Source organism: Vulcanisaeta sp. JCM 16161 (assembly GCF_001316285.1).
This window is the reverse complement of the sequence record NZ_BBDO01000003.1, coordinates 162,213-182,350: the sequence shown is the minus strand read 5'-3', so window position 1 is coordinate 182,350 and position 20,138 is coordinate 162,213. Positions and strand designations below refer to the sequence as shown.

Genomic DNA, 20,138 nt, shown 5'->3' with positions numbered 1-20,138 from the left:
TATTAGTTATATGGCGGAAAAGCTTAAATATTCTATAAATTGACTTATGTATGATGAGGTGCTTTATTCTTTACGTATGATGGAAACGACTCGTCAAACTCACGGTTAGGAGCCACCATGAGTAGGCATGAAATGAGCGCGTTGGGTGGTCATAATGCCTAGAGCCGTTGATTTACTGGTTAAGGAGATGGAGGGTATGGGCGTTAGGGAGGTCTTTGGCATTATTGGTGGCCAGATAATGCCGTTCTTCGATGCACTATATAATTCTAATATTAAGGTTTATATGTTTAGGCATGAGCAGGGCGCCATACATGCCGCGGATGCCTATGGTAGGGTCATGAGGAGGCCCATGACCGTGGTCGTCACATCAGGCCCAGGCGCCACAAACTTACTAACCGGGCTCACCAACGCGATGATGGACTCATCACCACTAATAGCAATAACGGGTCAAGTACCAACTGCATTCTTCGGAAGGGATGCCTTTCAGGAGACGGACATCGTCGGCGCTACGATGCCCGTCACCAAGCACACATTCATGGTCAAGAGGCCTGAGGACCTGGTCCCCGTGTACAAGGCTGCCTATGAAATATCAACAGATGGTAGGCCAGGCCCCGTAGTTATTGATTTACCGAGGGATGTGCAGTTAATGGATGTAAACCCGACAATCGTTAAGGCAGGGTAATAAGAATAGCCAGGAAGGCAATCCCCGAGCCAGACCCCTCATTAATCGCCTACGCACTCAAACTACTCCTAAACGCAGAGAGACCCGTGATGCTGGTCGGCGGTGGTGTTTGTTGGAGTGGCGCGACCAACGAGGTCCTGACCCTCGCCGAATTAATAGGCATGCCCATAGTCACCACGCTGCCAGGTAAGAACTGCGTACCTAGTAATCACCCATTGGTTATGGGTCCCTCGGGAATGCATGGTAGGCTTGAGGCCGATGCAGCCATAATAAATGCCGACGTAATATTGGCAGTCGGCACAAGGTTCAGCGATAGAACCGTGGGCAACTTCAACGAGTTTAGGAGGGGTAGGAAGATAATACACGTGGACATCGACAGAAGCGAGATTGGTAAGAACGTTAAGCCCGAGGTCGGTATTGTCGGCGACGCCAAGGCCGTCCTCTCGACCATGATTAAGCTCATGCCCAAGGCCCTCGAGAGAAGGCATGAAGCATTCATTAAGTGGTTAAGGGGTATTAAGGAGAGTTATGAGGAGTACAGGAGGAGGGTTAACATTGATGGGTTCGCGCCGTGGAGAGTCTTAAAGGTCCTTAGGGAGGTGATGCCACCACACTCAATAACCACTACTGGTGTTGGTAGCCACCAAATGTGGTGTGAGCTTCACTGGGATGTTTACGTACCTGGAACCTTCATAACCAGCGCAGGCCTTGGCACCATGGGGTTTGGGTTACCCGCGGCCCTGGGTGCAAAGATAGCCAGGCCCGACGTGCCCGTGCTCGATATTGATGGCGATGGCTCATTCCAAATGACAATGCAGAACCTGGCCCTTATTCGTGAGTATAACCTACCCGTGATAGTGACCATATTCGATAACTCAACGCTCATGCTCGTCAGGCATTGGCAGGTAATGCTGTATAATAGGAGGATAATCGCCGTGGACTTTAACGTCAACCCGGACTTCATGAAGATAGCCGAGGCATATGGAATAGAGGGTGTTAGGCCGAGTAATTACGAGGAGTTGAGGAGTGCCGTGCGAGGGCCGTTAGGAATAATGAGGCGTTGATCGTCGACATAACCATTGATAGGGAGAGGGATTTCGTCCTGCCCTTCGTACCGTCAGGTAAATGGCTTGAGGAGGTCATACTCCCGGAGCTTTAAGGTCGACCTCAGGTACCCAGGTGATGGCTATGGAGGGTGATTTCTCGATAGAGGTCATGATGAGTAATGAGGTTAACCCATTCGATGCCGTGGTTAGGGCTATGAACGTAATCAGGAGGGGCAAGATAACGATTAAGCGCGTGGTGGTGGACATGAGTGACTCAGTGATTAAGGTTTCCATCAGGGCTAGGGGTGAGGAGGATGAGGTTAGGTGGGTCTGTAATAAACTTGATAAGCTCTACGATGTGGTAAATGTTAAATATATGCCCGAAGAAGTACACATGAATAAGGTGGTGGTTAGTAATGGCTAGGATATACAAAGATGGGGATGCAGACCTATCGGTGATAAGGGATAAGGTAATTGCGGTGTTGGGCTATGGCATTCAGGGTAGGGCGTGGGCGTTGAACATGAGGGATAGTGGTGTTAGGGTCATCGTTGGTGTTAGGCCGGGCAAGAGCTTTGACCTGGCTAGGCAGGAGGGGTTTGAGGTTTACCCAGTGGGTGATGCGGTTAGGAGGGCGGATGTAATAGCGGTTCTGCTGCCCGACATGGTACAGCCAAGTGTTTGGGAATCGGAAATTGCGCCAAACATTAGGCGCGGCATGACCGTGGTCTTTGCCCACGGCTTCAACATTAGGTTCGGGCTAATAAAGCCGCCGAGTGATGTCGATGTCGTCTTAATAGCGCCCAAGGCGCCCGGTAAGGCTGTTAGGGATGAATTCGTCAGGGGTTGGGGCGTTCCGGCGCTGGTTGCTGTTCACCAGGACTTCACCGGGAATGCCCTAAAGACTGCGTTGGCGATTGCAAAGGCCAATGGGTTCACGAGGGTTGGTGTTATAGAGACAACCTTCGCTGAGGAGACGGAGACCGACCTAATAGGTGAGCAGAACGTATTAGTTGGCGGGCTGCTGCAGTTGTTGAGGTATGGTTTTGAGGTTATGGTGGAACTTGGTTACCAACCGGAGGTGGCTTACTTCGAGGCCATCAACGAGGCTAAGCTAATAATGGACTTAATATGGGAGAGGGGACTCACCGGGATGCTCCTTGGCGTCAGCGAGACGGCTAGGTATGGCGGCTTAACGGTTGGGCCATACGTAATTAATGAGGATGTTAAGAGAAGGATGAGGGAGGCCGCCGAGAGGGTTAGGAGTGGTGAGTTCGCTAAGGAGTGGGTCGCCGAGTATCAACGCGGCGCGCCAAGACTCAGGGAGTTACTTGAGCAAGTAAGCAACAGCCAGGTTGAGAAGGTTGGTGAATTCCTGAGGCAATTAATGAGGAGTAAGTAGGCCTTCGTTATAATTTTGGCAATTTACCTGTCTTAAATACGTTCCCTCGTTTTTACCTAATTCATGGCGAGCAACCGAGGTGTTATTAATTTATTAATTATAAATCATGATTATGTATTATGAATAATTTTTAATAATTTAGAGGTTAGTCTATTGACTTATTAATCTTTTATTTTTAACTTAGGCAAAATTTTAATCTATGAAACAGTCCATTAAACCGTGAGTTATAGGGCGTTAGATATTGATAAAGTAAGGAGACCATTGGGTAAGCTCAAGATTACGCCGGAGATGTGCATAGGCGATGAGTTATGCGTTAAGAGGTGCCCAATGAATGTCCTGGAGCTGACTAAGGAGGAGGTTAACCCGAGGGGTTATCATTACGTCAGGATTAAGCCTGGTAAGGAACTTGACTGCGTAGCATGCGGCATATGCGAGAGGGTCTGCCCAACGAATGCGATATACGTCGAGCGTGAGGAGGAGATAACGGTGAGGGATTACTTAATGAAGATCGGCGGTACCAAGGCCGTACAGGAGGGCCTTGTAAACAACCGAGTCCTCATAATTGGCGGTGGTATTGCTGGTATTGAGGCTGCTTTGGCTTTGGCTAACATGGGTTATAAGGTGACATTAATCGAGAAATCGGCGACCATCGGCGGTAAGATGGCAATGCTCGACAAGACATTCCCAACACTAGACTGCAGCATATGCATAGAGGGGCCGCTAATGAGTGATACCTCGAATAATAAGAACATTGAGGTGCTAACAATGGCGGAGCTACTGGAATTGAGGGGCGAGCCAGGGCGTTATAAGGCTAGGATACTCGTTAAGCCTAGGTATGTTACGGATGAATGTACGAAATGCGGGTTGTGCGAGAACGTATGCCCCATGACAACCCCGAGCGAGTACAATGCCGGGATTGGCCTTAGGAAGGCGATATACCTACCATTCCCTCAGGCCGAGCCCGGCATCTACGCCATAGACCAGACCTATGCCTAAACAAGCCCCCTGAGAACATAGCCTGCAATAGGTGTGTTAGCGTCTGTGAACCCAGGACCATACTATTCACGATGATGCCCAGGATAATCGAGAGGGAGGTGGCGGCGGTCATAGTGGCCACGGGCTACGAGCTAGAGGGCGGTGAGGTACTGACTAAGTACGGCTACGGCAAGCACCCGGACATACTCACCGCAATGGAGTTTGAGAGGCTCGTCAACGCCACTGGACCATCATTAGGCGAGGTGATTAAGCTAAGTAACCATGAACACCCAAGGAAGGTCCTATTCATATCCTGCATAGGCTCCAGAACGAGTAAGGCTAATCCATACTGCTCAAAGGTCTGTTGCGAGTACCTACTTAAGCAGGCCATTTACGCTAAGAACCACGGCATTGATGACGTCACCATATTATACATGAATGACGTTAGGACATACGGCAAGGGCTTCGAGAACCTATACCAGAGGGCCATTGAAAAGGGCGTTAGGATAGTCCATGGTAGGCCAATGATGATAGGCCCCGTTAATGGTTCAATAAGGATTAGGTACGAGAATACGCGGAGTGGGGAGGTCAGGGTCGAGGATTATGACATGATCGTCCTGGCGCCTACCATGAAGCCCTCCAAGGACCTGCAGAGGTTAGCCAATGCATTGGGTCTCGAACTCGATAGATATGGCTTCATCAAGGCGAACCCGGCAAACCCGGTCGAGACCAACGTTCCCGGCATATTCGTGGCTGGAAGCGCCTCCGGGCCCACCGACATCACGGAATCGGTACTCATGGGCTTGGCGGCGGCAGCCCAGGCCGTGGGCTTCATGGGTAAATCAGTGATAAAGACTGAGGAGTTTAATGAAACCATAGAGGTGGAGAAGCCGAGGATTGGCGTCTTCGTCTGTCACTGTGGCAGTAACATAGCCGGCGTCGCCGATGTGAATGAGTTAGTTAAGTTTTCAAGGGAATTACCCGGCGTGGTTCACGCCGAGGACATACCCTTCGCCTGCTCAAAGGCCGGGCTGGATCGCGTCGCTGAGTCGATAAAGAAAAACAACCTTAACAGAGTCGTTGTGGCGGCATGTTCACCGGCGACCCACCTTAGGTTTTTCCAGGATGCTGCGAGGAGGGCTGGTCTTAATCCTTACCTTGTGGAGATGACGAACATTAGGAACCTGGACACCTGGGTCCACAACGACAGGAAGATAGCCACAGAAAAGGCAAAGGACATGATAAGAATGGCAGTAGCCAAGGCACCACTTATGAAACCCTTCAGACCTGAGAGGCTCGGTATAATCAAGAGGGCGTTGGTTATTGGTTGTGGTCCAGCGGGGCTCGCTGCCGTTAATGCGCTCGCTAATGCAGGCGTTGAAACCATAGTGGTTGAGTTAGGAAGTAAATGCGGTGGCCCTACTTAAACGATTTCGTAGTTAAGTACCTGCCGGAGGGCGCCAGAATTAAGGATATGATCAATAAATTGCTAAAGGTTCTCGAGAATCCCAGGGTTAAGGTCTACTATGGAACTACGGTTAAGGACGTGACGGGCTTCACGGGTAATTTCCACGTTGTCCTGAGCAACGGCGTTGAGCTCGACGTGGGCGCAATAATAGTTGCCACAGGGGCTAGCCCCGTCAACACCGCTAATTACAATGGTAGTGATGGACTCAATGTCATGACGATACATGACCTAGTCAGTAAGGGCTTGAGTACTGGCAATGACGTATTGTTCATTGACATGTGCGGCAAGCCCTATTGCCAAGCCATAATGTTTAACACAGCGCTGGCATTGAGGAGGGCTGGCAAGAACGTGTATGTCGTTGTTAAAGACGTCATGACGGTTGGGACCCAATACGAGGACCTATATAGGGAGGTTAGGAGGGCTGGTATAACAATACTTAGAGTCCCGAGGGAAGGTGATGTGATGAATTACGTATCGCTTAATCATGACATTGCCGTGATTAGGGACGTGGAGCTTGGTGGTGATGTATCGGTCCATGTCGATACCGTGGTATTCAATACACCCATGAGGCCTAACTCGGACGAGGTTTCTAGGGTTTTGAGGCTTTCTAGGGATCAGGAGGGCTTCCTGATGGAGGCCCACCCGAAGCTCGGCCCCGTGGACACAATGACACCTGGAATATTCATAGCGGGCGCGGTTAGGGCTCATAGGGGCTTTGGCGAGGCTGTCCTGGAGGGTTATGCAGCTGCTGCCAGGGCGTTGACGCTGTTGTCTAGGGATTACATAATTAAGGAGGTCTCGGTACCGAGGATAGACCCAAGCAAGTGCGTTGGTTGTTTATTATGCGTTAAGGCCTGTCCCTACGGCGCGATTAAGGGCGAGCCTGGTAAGCCCGTGAAGATAGACCCAGCCGCATGCCAGGGCTGTGGTGCATGTGTCGGTGAGTGCCCATACGGCGCATTGGACATGGACCTATTGAGTGATGATGCTATTTTGGCTCAGGTTGAGGCTGCCTTGCTGAGGAGCCTGAGAAGAAGGTGATAATGTTCACGTGCGCATACTGCTCATACTATGCAGCTGATAACACGGGGATACTGAAGCTTCAGTACCCACCACACATCAGGATTATTAGGTTGCCATGCAGCTCAAGGCTTAACTGGAGACATGTTAAGCGTGCTTTCGAGCTTGGTGCTGCCGGTGTCTTCGTGACTGGCTGTAGCTTGGTGACTGCCACTACATAACGGCCAACTACAACACCGTGAGAAGGTTCGAAAACTGGAAAAAGAGACTAAAAAACATAGGCGTGAGAGAAGAAAGATTCCAACTAAGACTATTCGGCGCACCAGACGTTAAGGACTTCATAGAAGCCGCCAATGAGGCGAGGAGGATTGTCGAGACCGTGACTAAGGAGGAGATCGAAATGACGAAGCAGAAAATTAAGCAATTGAGGTGATGGACATGGCCGTGGCTAACCCCACACTTAAGGAGGAATTGCTTAAGTTCGAGCCCACGGCATCATTATGTTACCAATGTGGTACATGCACCACGGTTTGCCCGATGTCCGAGTTCGGGTTAAACACGAGGTTAGTAATGAAGTTGGCGAACCTGGGAATAATAAATGACTGGGTGCGTAAGGTTGTGTGGCTATGCATGGGTTGTGGCCTATGCCAGGAAAACTGCCCAAACGAGATTAGAATACCCAATGTAATTAGGTTCGTTAGATCAAAGATAATAATTGAGCAACGAAGAGACAGGTAATGCCGTGTTTATCATTATTAAAAATAAACAAATTTTATCAATAAAGACTATACCTCTATATGGAACTTCATGACCCTCAAGCCCGAGATTAAGTGGGGATTGGAGGGTGTTTATGTTAAGGAAAGCAGCATATGCCTAATAGACCTTGACAATGCCAAGATATACTATAGGGTTATGAACTGAGCGAGCTAGCCCTTAAATCCACGTTTGAGGAGACCGCATACTTAATACTTAGGGGTAAACTACCGAGCACGGCGGAGTTGAGGGAGTTCACTAGTGAATTAGCATCGAATAGGGAATTACCTAAGGAATTGCTGGCATTCCTTAGAGGTTTACCCAGTGGCCTTAGGCCAATCGACGTACTTAGACTAAGCATCGATTATCTGGCGTCCTTGATAGGGAGGCCACGGCTAGGGGGCCCAATGAAGAGGTTAAGGCAACCAGGCTAATAGCCATGGCGCCGACCATCGTTGCGACATACCATAGATTGACCACGGATGGCTCAGCACCGAGGCCGAGGACGGACCTAAGCCATGTGGCTAATTATTACTACATGTTTTTCAGCAGGGAACCCGGTGATGAGGAGCTTAGGGCTTTGGAGACCATGTTCATAACCTACATGGAGCATGGTATGAATAACTCCTCATTCACTGCCGTTACTGTGGCATCCACATTAACCGACATATACTCAGTGATTGTGGCCGCCCTCTCAAGTCTAAAGGGCCCGTTGCATGGTGGTGCTAATTTCGAGGCCCTGAAGACAATAATTGAGGTTGGTGATCCGAGCCGCGCGGAGGAGTACGTAATTGATAAGGTAAGGAGGGGTGAGAAGATAATAGGGTTTGGGCATAGAGTGTATAAGAGGTTCGCGGATCCAAGGACGGTTTATCTAAAGGACCTGGCCAGGAGGTTAGCGGTGAGTAAGGGCGGTGATTACCTTAAACTATTTGAGACGGCTAGGGCGCTTGAGGATGCGGTTGAGAGGCATCTGGGACATAAGGGTGTACATGCCAATACCGATCTCTACGCATCCCTGATTTACTACATGCTAGGCTTTCCAATGGAGTATAACCCAGCTAACTTCGCATTGGCCAGGATAGTTGGCTGGGTGGCTCACGTGCTTGAGTATTGGAGTGTGGGGGGTAGATTGATAAGGCTCATGGAGTACTACGTGGGTCCACGCGACCTGAGGTACTTACCAATTAATGAGAGGGGATGACCGAAACAGTCTCCTTATATGTCGCAATCACGGCATCATTAATTGTATCAAGGATTTTCTACAACGGACTAATTTCATTATTATAAATACTTAAAAATTTGTAAAATTGTTTATAACTAATCACATTCAATGAAGACTTGGTATGGCAGGTGAAGGTTATGAATATGAAATAATATTCTTCGGTAGAGGTGGGCAGGGCGCCGTAACCGCCGCGCAGATAATGGCGTTGGCCGCTGTGAGTAAGGGATTGTACGCACTGGCATACCCAGAGTTTGGGCCGGAAAGGAGGGGCGCACCCGTTAGGTCGTACTTAGCAATATCCACTGAGCCGATAGAGGTTAGAGAACCCATAGAAAGGCCTAATATATCCGTAGTCTTCGGTCCAGACCTGCTGAGAGTCAACCCGGAAATACCCGAGAGAACGCGGGATTACATAGTCATAAATTCAAGGCGTTATGAAACAGTCGAGCCGTACTTAAGGGGGTTCAATGGCGGGATAATTCATATAAATGCGTATGATTTATCAACTAAGTACTTGGGCAGGGCTATAGTTAATACGGCAATGCTCGGCGCATTACTGAAGGTCTTTGATGCCTTAACGGTTGATGACGTAGCTGATGCGGTTTTGAGGATATTCAGTGGTAGATTGGGCAAGTTAAATGCGGAGTTGGTTAGGGTGGCGTATAACGAGGCGAGGGTGATTAAATGAGTTCAGGTGCCTGGCTCCAAAGGCCGTTAAGTTACTGGGCTGGAGGGAGTTACCTGCCATCGGTGGTTACGTAATAGAGCCGATGAGCACTGCTAAGAACAATACTGGTTCTTGGAGGACTGAGAGGCCGGTCATTGATCAGGATGCCTGCATTAGGTGCAGGACCTGCTGGGTTTATTGCCCGGAGCCCGCTATACTCGAGCTCGATAAACCATACGTCACAAAGGACGGCAGGAGGTATGACATTACGTATGAAATTGACTATGACCACTGCAAGGGCTGCGGAATCTGCGCCCACGAATGCCCAACAAAGGCGATAAGGATGGTGCCAGAGGGTGTTGAGGAATGAGCCTGGTAACCGCTGAGCCAAAGATTAAGAAGGGTATTGTTAGGGATAGGATTGCCATAACGTCTAATCACGCGGCGGCTTATGCCGCTAAGGATGCGGAGGTCGACGTGGTAGCGGCATACCCAATAACGCCGCAAACCCCTGCCGTCGAGAAGATAGCGGATTTCGTAGTAAACGGTGAAATGCTCGCTGAGTACATACCGGTTGAGTCGGAGCACAGTGCCATGTCAGCGTTGATAGGCGCCTCGGCCGCCGGCGCAAGGACATTCACAGCAACCTCAAGCCAGGGGCTATTCTACATGTTCGAACTACTCTACATAGCCTCAGGCTCAGGCTTCCAATAGTCATGGCCCTTGCCACAAGGGCTGCCTCAGCACCAATATGCATTCATGGTGATTACCAGGACCTGGCAGCCGTTAGGGACACCGGTTGGGTTGTGTTGATTGCTTCGTCTGCTCAGGAGGTTTATGATTCGATAATAATGGCCTATAGGATTGCCGAGGACGGCAGGGTCCTGCTGCCCGTCATGGTGGCATATGACGGATTCCTAATGAGCCATACCACAGAACCAGTGGAATTATACGATTTAGATGCCATAAGAAGCTTTGCACCGAAGAGGATCAATAGACCAATACTAGATAGTAGGAGGCCCATAACCATGGGTGTCATGGCAATACCCGAGTGGTATTATGAAATTAAGTATCAAGTGATTGACGCGATGCATAACTCAATGGACGTAATTAAGGGTGTACATGACGAATTCAACAAGACCTTTGGTAGGAATTATAGGCTGATTGAGGAGTATAGGATAGATGATGCGGACTACGTAATTATAACATACGGTGGCATATGGGGCAATACGAAGAAGGCGGTTGACATGGCGAGGAAGAGCGGCATTAAGGCCGGCGCCCTGAGACTTAGGTTATTTAGGCCGTTCCCAACCGATGACTTGGTGAGGGCTATTGAGGGTGTTAAGGCGGTGGCCGTAATCGACAGGGCCGTCAGTCCAGGAGCACCAATAGAGGTCCGGTGGCACTCGAGGTGGCGACTGCATTGAAATCCCGGGGCATTGATACGCCCGTGATCTCCGTGATTCACGGGCTTGGGCAGAGGACTGTGTTCTCGAAGGACATTAATGAGTTAATAAGGATAATCAATGCATCGGACCCAGCAAACCTGGCAAGGAGCACGGTGTACATGGGGGTGAGGGAATATGTCAGTTAAGGTTAAGCTCGTTAAGTCATTCCTCGACATACCCAGGGAGGAGTACTTTGCGCCAGGGCATACTGCATGCCCGGCCTGCGGCGCCACCCTGGCTGCTAGGTTAATACTTAAGGCGTCGGGGCCTGATGTAATAATTGTAAACCCCACAGGCTGTCTAGAGGTTACGACTACCATATACCCATACACATCGTGGGGAGTCCCATACATACATGTGGCCTTTGAGAACGCGGGCGCCGTTGCGGCGGGTATTGAGGCGGCCATAAAGGCTTTGAATAGGAATGGTCTATTGAAGAGGAATACCAAGGTTATAGCCATCGCTGGTGATGGTGGTACTTATGATATTGGTTTGCAGTCCTTGAGTGGTATGCTTGAGCGTGGTCACGGCGTACTCTACGTACTCTACGACAACGAGGCGTACATGAACACGGGAATACAAAGAAGCGGAGGAACGCCTAAGTTTGCGAAGACTACCACAATGCCCGCTGGAACGGTCATTAGAGGTAAGATAGAGAAAAAGAAGGACATAATGAGCATCGTGATCGCACATCACATACCATACGCAGCAACCGCGAATGTGGCTTACCCAATTGACTTAATTAATAAGGTTAGGAAAGCATTAAGTTACTTGAATGAGGGCCCAGCCTTCATACACGTACTAGCACCATGCCCACCAGGTTGGGGATTCCCTGATGAGAAGATGATCGAGATAGCCAGGCTAGCCACAGAAACAGGCTACTTCCCACTATACGAGTGGGACCACGATAGGTTAATCATAAACCCACCGAGTGATATGTATATGGATAGAAGACTGCGTAAGCCACTGAAGGAGTTTGTTAAGGCTCAATCCAGGTGGTCCCACATAACTGATGAGGAAATAAAGGAGCTTGAGAGGGATGTTGATGAATTCCTAAATTACCTATGGCGATTATCAATGAGTTCAGGGGTTTCAGTCACACACTCATAATCAATGTTTAGGCTTAATCTACCTAATTCGTTATTTGAAGTAAGCAATAAAATTACGAAATAGTAACGCATTATTCATAATCTCTGTATTATGAGATAAACCATATAAACACTATATATTTCTAGGAATTAATGGGCCTAACACTGACCGAGAAGATACTAAGCAGGGCATCAGGTAAATCCGTAAGTCCTGGCGATGTTGTGGAAGTAAATGTTGATTTGGCGGCATTTCATGACCTCACAGGTTATCATGTGGTTGAGGTTATGGAGAAGATGGGGATTGTCAGGGTTTGGGATGTTAACAGGTTTGTCCTAGCCTTTGACCACCTGGCTCCACCACCCACGGAGAGGGCTGCTGAGATTCAGGTTGGGCTTAGGAAGTTTGTGAAGACTGCCGGCGTTAAGTTCTTCCATGATGTTGGTGATGGAATTCTGCACCAATTGCTCCTTGATCATTACGCACTCCCTGGACAGGTGGTTATGGCTGCTGATAGCCATACAACAACGGTTGGCGCAGTGGGCGCCTTTGCCCAGGGGCTTGGGGCTAGTGACATAGCCGCCATAGTGATAACAGGTAGGACCTGGCTCGTAGTCCCTGAACCATTTAGGATCAGAATACTTGGTAAGCCAGGCCCTGGGGTTTACGGTAAGGACGTCGCATTACACCTACTCAGTGTGTTTAGGCTGAGGGGCTTAATGGTAAGTCCGCCGAGTTCTTTACCGAGGATCCAGGAGTGTTCCCAATGGATTATAGGGCCACCGTGTCAAACATGGGCGTGGAGCTCGGGCTCGACGCCGCCATGTTCGTGCGGATAGTGAGACTGTAAGATACATTAGGGAGAGGAGGGGTGTCGAGGTTAGGCCGGTGACGCCGGATCCAGACGCCAGGTATGTTGATGGTTATGACGTTGAATTGAGCAAGTTAGAGCCACTGGTGGCCGCGCCGCACAGTGTTGATAATGTTAAGTCAATAAGTGAGGTTGAGGGTTTGGACGTGGATTACGTGTTCATAGGTTCATGCACAAATGGTAGGCTTAGCGATATTGAGGTTGCGGCCAAGATACTGAGGAATGGTAGGGCGAGGAGTAGGTGCGTGGTAATACCGCTTCACGCGAGATATACATAAAGGCCTCGGAACTAGGTTACATAGACACGCTAGTGAGGGCAGGCTGTGTGGTGACGTACGGCACCTGCGGTCCATGTCTCGGCGGGCACTTTGGCCTCGTCGGCCCTGGGGAGGTGGCCGTGTCCACGGGCAGTAGAAACTTTAGGGGCAGGATGGGCTCACCGGAGGGTAAGGTTTACCTGGCAAATGCGGCTGTAGCCGCTGCTGCGGCATTAAATGGCAAATTTGTTGATCCCAGGAAGTACCTTACGTAAATTAGGATTTATTAACCATTAATTTTAAGTATAGATTTTGTGGACAACACTAGGATTAAGGGTAGGATTGGGCATATATGGGTGATTAACCGTGGCGATAAGGGTAAGGCTGAGGGTGAAGGAGCGAGAGGTAATCACGACGGCACTCGTTAATACAGGCTTTGAGACCGAGAAGCCCCAGGTACTGGTACCGCTTAATTTAGCTAGGGCCTTATCATTATGGCCACCACCAAATAATGCGTACTTAATTGAGTTGGGAACGGCTGGTGGGCCTATCAGAGAGTACGTTGTACCGAGTTCAGTGCAAATAACCGTGGTAACCGACGATAGGGAGACCCGCGATGTTGTCTGTGATGCCGTTATATCGCATATTGAGGAGGAGGTGATAATTAACGATAAGTTATCATAGGAGTTGGGTATTGTTATTCTGGCTGCGGGTAGTGGTAAGCGGAGGTTCGTGGATGATGACGCCAGTAAGGTTAGGTACTCGGGCCTCCTCAGTATTGGTGATTAGTTGGGACCGATGACAAAGTCGTAATTGCTATCCTCATCTTCCTCATTTAACTCCTCAACCCCGTCTTCCTCATAATCCTCATCCTCATTAATAATCTCGACATCCCTATTACCCACTGCCTCCTTAATGCCATTAATTATCGTATCCCAAAGCTCCCTAGGTGCATGTACGTACATGTATAGCTCGGCATCAACAATCCCCTCAATAATTATTGACCATGTAGAGCCATGAACTTCAATTGAGTAGAGAAGGTTATGATGGGCTTTAGTACCGCTAAACATCATGACATCATCCCTTATCACTATATTACCGTCAGTGAACACGTATTCATCAACATCCGCGGACCCTGCTAAGAACTCGCTTGTGCTAAGGAAGAGGACCACCTTATTAGCAGTAGAATTATTAATAATCTCCCTAACCCTCATCAACGAGTTCTCAAGTGAACACTTACATACATTTGGTGGTGGTATGAAGTGCTTAATTACATCCAGCGGTGCTCTTAGGCTTACGAAGTCGTATTTACGTCCCTCACTACGCATAAAATCCACGATAATCCCACACAACCCCTTTATGTACTCCTCAGGCGCCCTTAACTCTACGTGTGCCTTACCCTTAATCCTCAACTCACTCATTCCATTATTGAAGGATAACTCCCTCTTCTCGTAGGTCCAGGCCCTATACGTTATGGCTTTCCCCTTATCGAGACTGATGCGTACGGTGCCTATGCCTCGCTCGTTAATCCAGCTAGGATTTTTCGCCATAGGTCCTGGACATCAATATAGCCATTATTACCCATTAACAGCCCATTTCTTAACGATTTATTAAGTGTTTTGCTAACTTCCTTATCAATGACTTTGCTGAAAGTTTTACAAAACCCTCATCGTAATGAAGCTGATTAAATATTACCTGACACTCCACGTGACTTAATATACTCAAGCAGACCACCACTAATTAGTATTTCAAGGGCCATACCCGTTATTGGTTTAGCCTCAGTAACCTCTGCCCGTTATTAATAACTACCTCGCCAGTGCTCACGTTAACCCTCACGAAGTCGCCATCATTAACCTCCTTACTAACGCCGGGTACCACAAGCACTGGTAGGCCGTTGTTAATCGCGTTCCTGTAAAATATTCTGGCAAAGGACTCAGCAAGCACAGCCCTAACGCCAGCCGCCTTTAAAGCAATCGCTGCCTGCTCACGGCTTGAACCCATTCCAAAGCCCCTGCCCGCGACTAGGACCACGCCCTTACTAGCCTTCTCGAAGAAATTAGGTATTAAGGGCTCCATTGCATGCTTAGCGAGTATTGATGGATCAGTGTAAACGAGGTACCTGGCAGGTATTATCACGTCAGTGTCTATGTTATCACCAACCTTAATCACTGGGCCCTCGATAATAAGTTCTCTGGACCCCACGGTATCCATATCTAATGAGTATATTTAAATTTTGTACGCTCATCAAGTAAAACTTAATATATTATTGTTATGAAGTAATGCTTATATATACTTACTATAACCTAGGCTTGGTATGGGTGGTGTAGAAATCCACGAGGGTTGAGGTTCTCGACACAACACTTAGGGATGGGGCCCAAATGACCGGCGTCTCGTTCACGCTTAATGATAAGGTTAGGATTGCCCTCATGCTCGATGACCTCGGCGTCGACTATATCGAGGGTGGTTGGCCAGGTAGTAATCCTAAGGACGCTGAGTTCTTTAGGGCTATGAGGAATTATTCATTGAGTCATGCCAAGCTGGCCGCCTTTGGTATGACTAGGAGAAAGGGTGTCAGTGCCAAGGACGACCCTAACCTGGCGGCTATACTGGATTCTGGCGTTGATGTTGCGGTTCTTGTCGGTAAGTCCTGGACTCTCCATGTCAGGGAGGTCCTTAGGGTTAGCCTGAGGATAACCTGGACATGGTCTATGACAGTATTCGTTACCTTAGGGATCACGGCTTAACGGTGATTTTCGACGCTGAGCACTTCTACCAGGGGTTTAGGGAGGACCCTGACTACGCGCTCAGGGTTGTTAAGACTGCCGAGGAGGCTGGGGCTAATACCGTGGTCCTCGCGGACACAAACGGCGCCATGCTTCCTCACGAGGTTTACGAAATAACTGGTAAGGCTGTGAAGGAGTTGAGGGTTACTGTCGGTGTTCACATGCATAATGACTCCGGGTGCGCCGTGGCTAATACGGTAATGGGTGTACTAGCCGGCGCTCGCCATGTTCAGGGAACCATTAATGGGCTTGGTGAGAGGACGGGTAATGCCGACCTAGTCCAGATAATACCGAATTTAGTGCTTAAACTCGGCTTTAGGGTTCTTAGGGGCGTTGACGATCTTAAGAAGTTAAAGGCCGTGTCCAGGTTTGTCTATGAGGCCGCTGGGTTGAACCCTAACCCGTATCAACCATACGTGGGTGATTACGCCTTCTCCCATAAGGCCGGCCTTCATGTTGACGGTGTATATAAAGTGACTAGGGCGTATGAACATATTGACCCCGAGCTTGTCGGTAATACGAGGAGGTTCGTGGTTTCGGAGCTCGCGGGCTCATCGAACATACTCGTGCACCTCAAAGAGCTTGGCCTTAACGTGAGTAAGGATGACCCGAGCTCAAACGCGCACTGGAGAGGATAAAGGAGCTTGAAAATAAGGGTTATAGCTTCGACCTGGCGTCGGCATCGGCAATACTCATAGCCCTCAGGGAGATGGGACTCTTCAGGGACCCGTTAAGGATTGATTACTGGAAGGTGGTTAGTGATGATGACATGCACGTGGCCGTGGTAAAGGTCAATGGGGAGTTAGGCGTTGCCGAGGGCGTTGGGCCCGTTCATGCGATTGACATGGCATTGAGGAGCGTCGCCTCGAGATTGTTCCCCGAGCTTAATAAGGTAAGGCTCACCGACTATAGGGTCATACTCCCCGGTGAGGTTAAGAGCACGGAGAGCGTGGTTAGGGTCCTCATGGAATTCAGCGATGGTGGGATTAGGTGGAGAACCGTGGGTGTGTCAACGAGTATAATTGCGGCTAGTGTTGAGGCCCTGGTTGACGGGCTTAACTATATCCTTATGATTTATAATTATAAAGGTAAATGAGGAATAATGCATTAACTATGACATCTATACTCCTAATTCTATATATTGTTATTGCTATTTATACCATGGTAATAGGTATATACTATATTCGAGATAGTAAATTTTAAATATGTGTTATGTTCGTGCCTATATAGAGGTGACCGGATGGAAATGGAAACTGTACTAGAACGGGGGGTTAGGATTTCGAAGGTGGGTGGTTCGTTACTGACGAGTGGTAATGTCCTTAATGTAATAGGTAGGGTTGTTGGTAGGGATTACCTGGGTAATAAGTTGGTGCTTGTGGTCTCGGCGATGAAGGGCGTTACGGACTTATTAATAAGGCCTTTAACGACCATGATAAAGAGGCACTCGATGAGGCAATTTCGATATATATAGCGAGGCTTTAAATCTGGGCCTTAATGACCTTGTGTCGTTCCTCGAGCTCATGCGTGAGGAGCTTAGTAGGTTTATAAACCTCGGCGAGCCTGGGTCAGGGATCACGTGATCATTCACGGCGAGTTACTCTCGGCATTATTAATTGAGAGGGCCCTTAATGACGTACTTGGCCTAAGGCTAAGGCAATCTATGAACCTGGCATAGTCACTGACAGCAATTGGGGCTTTGCCTCGGTTAATCATGAATTAAGCAGTAAGTACGTGGTTGAAAGGTTGGGTAATGCCCTTAGTAAGTATGATGTTGTTGTGGTTCCAGGCTTTCTAGGTATTACCAATGATGGTAGGTACGCATCCCTCGGCAGGGGCGGTAGTGACTACACGGCATCCCTACTCGCAAGCTACCTAGGCGCGTCACGACTAACCTTCTACACGGACAGTGGTGGCATACTCAGTGGTGACCCAAGGATAATAAGCGACCCAGTACTCCTTAGGGAGGTTGGCTATGACGAGGCTTACACGGCATCATTACTTGGCGCCAAGAAGTTCCACCCAAGGACCTTCGAACCATTATTAGGGAGTAAAGTCCTAACAATAATAACGGATCCCTGGCGTGAGGATGGGACATACGTAATCAACAACTGCGTGCCAACACCCAAATTAATTGCGCTGAATGAGGTTAGGGGCATGTTCAGGGTGTCCGTGGTCGGTTGCAGGATTTCCCAGGTGAGTCACTTAAGGGTGAGGCGTATAAGATAATGGCGTCTCATGATGCGGAGACTATTAGTGATGACCAGCACGCCGTGTACGCATTATTAAATGAGTGGGATGATGCCGTCTCATTGGCGAGGGACCTGCATAGGTGGGTGAGATCATGGATCGCATAAGGGTTTCGATACTTGGGGCTACGGGGCTCGTTGGCCAGTGGATGGTTAAGTTACTGGCCAATCACCCATTTATTGAGGTAGTTGGTTTGTCGGCATCCCCAGGTAAGGTTGGTCGTAAGTATGGCGAGGCGGTTCACTGGTTCATACCGGGTGACGTGCCTGAGTATGCCAGGGACATCACATTAGTATCCACGGAACCCTCAGACCATAAGTCAGCCGATGTCGTGCTTTCAGCATTACCGAATGACATTGCTTGGCCCGTCGAGAGTAAATTACTGAGTGCTGGGTTAAGTGTTATTTCAAATGCATCGCCCGAGAGGATGAACCCGAGGATACCATTGATAAACCCCGAGGTTAATTGGGAGCACCTGGGAATTCTCAGGGAGGTTAAGGGTAATTGGATTGTTAAGAACCCAAACTGCACGGCGGCGATAATATCCATGCCCCTTAAACCTATTCAGGACTTAATAGACTCGCTGCACATCGTTACATTACAGTCGGTATCCGGGGCGGGTTACCTAGGGCTTTCTTACTTGGCCATTGATGGTAACGTGATACCCTTCATAAAGGGTGAGGAGGAGAAGATAGATGCAGAATTGAATAAGATGCTTGGCAGGCAATACCCCGATAAGTTCGACCCCTGGGGCAAACCAATTTACGTAACCACGACCAGGGTGCCCGTTAAGTATGGGCATATGGCCGTCATACATGCCGTGTTGACCAAGGACGTGGACACTGAATATATAATTAATAGGTTAAGTAGATTTAGATCACTGCCCCAGGAGAGGGAATTACCAACGGCACCTAGGGAACCAATTAGGGTAATTAACAGGGTTGACGCACCCCAACCTGCCAGGGATTTGGACCCAATGGCAGTCAGTGTTGGTAGGGTATCGATTAAGAATAGGGTGTTGAGGCTTGTGGCTTTGGGCGATAACCTTGTACGCGGTGCTGCGGGGATAACCATACTGACCCTGGAGACCATGAAGGCGTTAAACATACTTTAAATGCGCTAATCCCCGGCATTATTAATTATGTAAACTAGGTCCGTCAACACGGCCTGAGCAGTCTCAATAGGCCCAGCCCCAGGCCCTATGACCGTGATATCGCCCAGGATATCCGTATTTATCCTTAACGCATTCAAATTCTCATTTACATGGGCCAGGACGTCACTTCTATCCAGCGGGATTGGCTTTACGTACGCCGTCTCCTTATCGGCATAGGCTATGAGCTTAACAACCCTATCCCCAAAGGCCTTAATGTCTAAATTACGTATTCCCCTAACCTCCATATTACCAAGGTCATGCCTCCAACCAAGCACCCTAGAGATGATTATGGTCTTCAAAGCCGCATCCCAACCATCAACGTCGAGTGAGGGATCAGCCTCCGCAAAGCCCCTCTCTTGAGCTAACCTGAGGGCTTCGTTGAAGTCCATACCCTCGTACATCCTCGTTAGTATGTAGTTTGTGGTGCCGTTGAGGATCCCCATGAAGTAATTAACCCTTACACCAGGTAGTAGGTCGATTATGTTGAAGGACGGCGTGCCGGCCATGACGGTGCCCTTAAACCTAACAAGCCTATTATACTTCCTACCCAATTCCATTAATTCATCATAGTGGAACGCTATTGGCCCCTTATTAGTCGTGATCACGTGCTTACCACTCCTAATAGCCGTCGATAAGTAGGTGAACGCAGGCTCTCCCCTCTCCCTGATGTTTAGGTCCGTGAACTCACAAACTATGTCCGCATCGCTCTCCTCAATTAGGTTGGGAATTTCGTCCAGGTCTATCTTCCTACCTAACAACTTACCACTACGGGCTTCATCAACAATGCCTGGCCCTGGGTTAACAATGTGCCCACGCTTCTATCGATTATCTCAACAACGGAGGCATTTACGCCTAGCGCGTCCCTCTTTAGGTTTAGTAATTTAAAGAAGGCTTGACCAACATTTCCGAAGCCAATTATTAATATCCTAAACCCCCTCATGCCGTTGGTAATTACATAATTTATAATTTATTTAAGAGCATTACCATAAATCAATGCCCTATTAATTTAATGGTAATGCTTAAATAACCTAAATAATTGAAATCACCTGGGGATTGA

The 20,138-nt window shown here is 48.7% G+C and carries 17 protein-coding genes and 7 pseudogenes; 20 read left to right on the top strand and 4 right to left on the bottom strand.

Going from position 1 to position 20,138, the window contains the following annotated elements:
- The first annotated feature begins 145 nt into the window (after positions 1–145).
- The 16 genes and pseudogenes from ilvB (at position 146) to JCM16161_RS04940 (ending at position 13,582) form a co-directional block, all read left to right on the top strand.
- Positions 146–1,881, top strand: a pseudogene (gene ilvB / locus JCM16161_RS05000) (biosynthetic-type acetolactate synthase large subunit).
- The gene (locus JCM16161_RS04995) at positions 1,865–2,152 is read left to right on the top strand and encodes a hypothetical protein (protein ID WP_054855176.1); all 288 of its coding nucleotides are present in this window, start codon (positions 1,865–1,867) and stop codon (positions 2,150–2,152) included. The pseudogene ilvB and the gene JCM16161_RS04995 overlap by 17 nt, the downstream one beginning before the upstream one ends.
- Complete coding sequence (gene ilvC, locus JCM16161_RS04990; protein WP_054855175.1) at positions 2,145–3,128, top strand: ketol-acid reductoisomerase; 984 nt, start codon at positions 2,145–2,147, stop codon at positions 3,126–3,128. Before JCM16161_RS04995 ends, ilvC begins: the two co-directional genes overlap by 8 nt.
- A gap of 219 nt (positions 3,129–3,347) precedes the next feature.
- The gene (locus tag JCM16161_RS15570) at positions 3,348–4,124 is read left to right on the top strand and encodes a 4Fe-4S dicluster domain-containing protein (RefSeq protein ID WP_243669433.1); all 777 of its coding nucleotides are present in this window, start codon (positions 3,348–3,350) and stop codon (positions 4,122–4,124) included.
- Between the two features lie 71 nt (positions 4,125–4,195).
- Positions 4,196–5,530 carry an FAD-dependent oxidoreductase gene (locus JCM16161_RS15565; RefSeq protein WP_243669431.1) on the top strand — a complete coding sequence of 445 codons (1,335 nt, stop codon included), beginning with the start codon at positions 4,196–4,198 and terminating at the stop codon, positions 5,528–5,530.
- On the top strand, positions 5,512–6,612 hold the full coding sequence (locus tag JCM16161_RS15560) for a 4Fe-4S binding protein (RefSeq protein WP_243669429.1): 1,101 nt from the start codon (positions 5,512–5,514) through the stop codon (positions 6,610–6,612). Before JCM16161_RS15565 ends, JCM16161_RS15560 begins: the two co-directional genes overlap by 19 nt.
- Positions 6,613–6,614: 2 nt before the next feature.
- Positions 6,615–7,024 (top strand): annotated as a pseudogene (locus tag JCM16161_RS15555) (hydrogenase iron-sulfur subunit).
- Positions 7,024–7,329, top strand: coding sequence for a 4Fe-4S dicluster domain-containing protein (locus JCM16161_RS04980; RefSeq protein ID WP_054855174.1), 306 nt, complete (start codon positions 7,024–7,026; stop codon positions 7,327–7,329). The pseudogene JCM16161_RS15555 and the gene JCM16161_RS04980 overlap by 1 nt, the downstream one beginning before the upstream one ends.
- A gap of 227 nt (positions 7,330–7,556) precedes the next feature.
- A pseudogene (locus tag JCM16161_RS04970) lies at positions 7,557–8,548 on the top strand (citrate synthase).
- A gap of 142 nt (positions 8,549–8,690) precedes the next feature.
- Positions 8,691–9,257 carry a 2-oxoacid:acceptor oxidoreductase family protein gene (locus JCM16161_RS04965; protein ID WP_054855171.1) on the top strand — a complete coding sequence of 189 codons (567 nt, stop codon included), beginning with the start codon at positions 8,691–8,693 and terminating at the stop codon, positions 9,255–9,257.
- A gap of 82 nt (positions 9,258–9,339) precedes the next feature.
- Positions 9,340–9,606, top strand: coding sequence for a 4Fe-4S binding protein (locus JCM16161_RS04960; protein WP_054855170.1), 267 nt, complete (start codon positions 9,340–9,342; stop codon positions 9,604–9,606).
- A pseudogene (locus JCM16161_RS04955) lies at positions 9,603–10,830 on the top strand (ferredoxin oxidoreductase). The gene JCM16161_RS04960 and the pseudogene JCM16161_RS04955 overlap by 4 nt, the downstream one beginning before the upstream one ends.
- Positions 10,820–11,794, top strand: a complete 975-nt coding sequence (locus JCM16161_RS04950) for a thiamine pyrophosphate-dependent enzyme (protein ID WP_054855169.1) — start codon at positions 10,820–10,822, stop codon at positions 11,792–11,794. The pseudogene JCM16161_RS04955 and the gene JCM16161_RS04950 overlap by 11 nt, the downstream one beginning before the upstream one ends.
- Positions 11,795–11,925: 131 nt before the next feature.
- Positions 11,926–12,609 (top strand): aconitase family protein, encoded by a 684-nt coding sequence (locus tag JCM16161_RS15550; protein ID WP_243669427.1) that lies wholly within the window; start codon positions 11,926–11,928, stop codon positions 12,607–12,609.
- A gap of 49 nt (positions 12,610–12,658) precedes the next feature.
- A pseudogene (locus JCM16161_RS15545) lies at positions 12,659–13,173 on the top strand (aconitase family protein).
- A gap of 115 nt (positions 13,174–13,288) precedes the next feature.
- Entirely contained in the window at positions 13,289–13,582 is a 294-nt protein-coding gene (locus tag JCM16161_RS04940) for a hypothetical protein (RefSeq protein ID WP_243669425.1), read from the top strand.
- 101 nt (positions 13,583–13,683) lie between these two features.
- Here the strand turns inward: JCM16161_RS04940 and JCM16161_RS04935 are convergent, their stop codons facing one another.
- Entirely contained in the window at positions 13,684–14,448 is a 765-nt protein-coding gene (locus tag JCM16161_RS04935) for a hypothetical protein (RefSeq protein ID WP_054855167.1), read from the bottom strand.
- Positions 14,449–14,582: 134 nt separating this feature from the next.
- Positions 14,583–15,109: pseudogene (locus JCM16161_RS04930) on the bottom strand (3-isopropylmalate dehydratase small subunit).
- A 167-nt stretch (positions 15,110–15,276) separates the two neighbouring features.
- Between JCM16161_RS04930 and cimA the strand changes: the two are divergent.
- The 4 genes and pseudogenes from cimA (at position 15,277) to asd (ending at position 19,042) form a co-directional block, all read left to right on the top strand.
- Positions 15,277–16,777, top strand: a pseudogene (gene cimA, locus JCM16161_RS04925) (citramalate synthase).
- Positions 16,778–16,927: 150 nt separating this feature from the next.
- Entirely contained in the window at positions 16,928–17,152 is a 225-nt protein-coding gene (locus JCM16161_RS04920) for a hypothetical protein (protein WP_243669423.1), read from the top strand.
- 260 nt (positions 17,153–17,412) lie between these two features.
- Entirely contained in the window at positions 17,413–17,907 is a 495-nt protein-coding gene (locus JCM16161_RS04915; protein ID WP_054855165.1) for an aspartate kinase, read from the top strand.
- A 115-nt stretch (positions 17,908–18,022) separates the two neighbouring features.
- Positions 18,023–19,042, top strand: coding sequence for an aspartate-semialdehyde dehydrogenase (gene asd / locus JCM16161_RS04910; protein ID WP_243669421.1), 1,020 nt, complete (start codon positions 18,023–18,025; stop codon positions 19,040–19,042).
- 5 nt (positions 19,043–19,047) lie between these two features.
- Here asd and JCM16161_RS04905 read toward each other — a convergent pair whose 3' ends face one another.
- Entirely contained in the window at positions 19,048–19,839 is a 792-nt protein-coding gene (locus JCM16161_RS04905; RefSeq protein WP_243669419.1) for a homoserine dehydrogenase, read from the bottom strand.
- Positions 19,833–20,021, bottom strand: a complete 189-nt coding sequence (locus JCM16161_RS15540; protein WP_243669417.1) for a hypothetical protein — start codon at positions 20,019–20,021, stop codon at positions 19,833–19,835. Before JCM16161_RS15540 ends, JCM16161_RS04905 begins: the two co-directional genes overlap by 7 nt.
- Between the last annotated feature and the right edge of the window lie 117 nt (positions 20,022–20,138).

Excerpts from the sequence above, each read along its gene's own strand:
- JCM16161_RS04960 (WP_054855170.1), top strand. The coding sequence starts at position 9,340 with ATGAGCACTGCTAAGAACAATACTGGTTCTTGGAGGACTGAGAGGCCG.
- JCM16161_RS04920 (WP_243669423.1), top strand. The coding sequence starts at position 16,928 with ATGGAAACTGTACTAGAACGGGGGGTTAGGATTTCGAAGGTGGGTGGT.
- JCM16161_RS04980 (WP_054855174.1), top strand. The coding sequence starts at position 7,024 with ATGGACATGGCCGTGGCTAACCCCACACTTAAGGAGGAATTGCTTAAG.
- JCM16161_RS04950 (WP_054855169.1), top strand. The coding sequence starts at position 10,820 with ATGTCAGTTAAGGTTAAGCTCGTTAAGTCATTCCTCGACATACCCAGG.
- JCM16161_RS04965 (WP_054855171.1), top strand. The coding sequence starts at position 8,691 with ATGGCAGGTGAAGGTTATGAATATGAAATAATATTCTTCGGTAGAGGT.
- JCM16161_RS04935 (WP_054855167.1), bottom strand. The coding sequence starts at position 14,448 with ATGGCGAAAAATCCTAGCTGGATTAACGAGCGAGGCATAGGCACCGTA.
- JCM16161_RS15550 (WP_243669427.1), top strand. The coding sequence starts at position 11,926 with ATGGGCCTAACACTGACCGAGAAGATACTAAGCAGGGCATCAGGTAAA.
- JCM16161_RS15565 (WP_243669431.1), top strand. The coding sequence starts at position 4,196 with ATGATGCCCAGGATAATCGAGAGGGAGGTGGCGGCGGTCATAGTGGCC.
- ilvC (WP_054855175.1), top strand. The coding sequence starts at position 2,145 with ATGGCTAGGATATACAAAGATGGGGATGCAGACCTATCGGTGATAAGG.
- JCM16161_RS15540 (WP_243669417.1), bottom strand. The coding sequence starts at position 20,021 with ATGAGGGGGTTTAGGATATTAATAATTGGCTTCGGAAATGTTGGTCAA.
- asd (WP_243669421.1), top strand. The coding sequence starts at position 18,023 with ATGGATCGCATAAGGGTTTCGATACTTGGGGCTACGGGGCTCGTTGGC.
- JCM16161_RS15560 (WP_243669429.1), top strand. The coding sequence starts at position 5,512 with ATGCGGTGGCCCTACTTAAACGATTTCGTAGTTAAGTACCTGCCGGAG.
- JCM16161_RS04995 (WP_054855176.1), top strand. The coding sequence starts at position 1,865 with ATGGCTATGGAGGGTGATTTCTCGATAGAGGTCATGATGAGTAATGAG.